The sequence below is a fragment of the Nocardia amamiensis genome (assembly GCF_015477605.1).
GTDB classification, from domain to species: domain Bacteria; phylum Actinomycetota; class Actinomycetes; order Mycobacteriales; family Mycobacteriaceae; genus Nocardia; species Nocardia amamiensis_A.
The window spans coordinates 1-869 of record NZ_JADLQX010000180.1 but is presented as its reverse complement, the minus strand read 5'-3'; the positions used below and the strand labels follow the sequence as shown (position 1 = coordinate 869).

The window sequence follows — 869 nt, the reverse complement described above, 5'->3', positions numbered from 1 at the left end:
CCTGCGTTCCGCATAATTCCGGGGTTTCGGAGCCCAAGACTGCCGGTTTCCGCGGGTCGCGGGGTCTCGGACGAGAGAAACTCTGAAATTTGCCTAGAGACGCGATTCGCTGAATTCGAGTAGCGTGAGCTGCTGTGATGCAGTAACTTCTGGAGTCGTGTACGTGAAGATGACCAAGCGGGACAACAAGTCCGGCACGGTCAGGTATCTGCATCTGGCCCACAACGTGTGGGATCCGGAGAAGGGCCGCGCGACTCCGAAGGTGCTGTTCACCTTCGGCCGCGAGGACGAACTCGACCGTGACGCGGTGAAACGCCTGGTCGGATCCCTGTCCCGACTGCTGGAACCCGGCGACGCGCTCGCGGCCGGCGCGACCGGCGAGGGATTGGAGTTCGTGTCCTCCAGGCCCTTCGGCGGCACATACGTGCTCGACCACCTATGGAAGCGCCTCGGCATGGAGACGATCGTGACTCGGCTGGGGCAGCCCCGCCGGGGCCGGCCCCGCGACATGACCGCCACCGAACGCACCCTGTTCGCCCTGGTCGCCAACCGCGCGTTGGCACCGTCGTCGAAACTGGCCGCGGCGGGCTGGGTCAACCACGACGTTCACATCGATCGGCTGGCCGAGACCAGCGACGACGCCTGCTACCGGGCGATGGACTGGTTGCACTCGGTGACCGACGACCTGGAACGGCAAGTGTTCGACCAGGTCGCGACCCTGTTGAACCTCGAAGTGGACCTGCTGTTCTTCGACACGACGTCGACGTATTTCGAGACCGGAGCCGACGAGCCGGTGGAACGCGACGACCGCGGCCACCCGGTCCCCGCCGGTGACGACGCCGACGGCAGCGGCAGCGGCAGCGGCAGCG

At 65.9% G+C, this 869-nt stretch carries 1 pseudogene; it reads left to right on the top strand.

Annotation, left to right across the window (positions count from 1 at the left end):
- Positions 1–157 precede the first annotated feature (157 nt).
- Positions 158–869: pseudogene (locus IU459_RS37350) on the top strand (IS1634 family transposase); the annotation flags it as partial.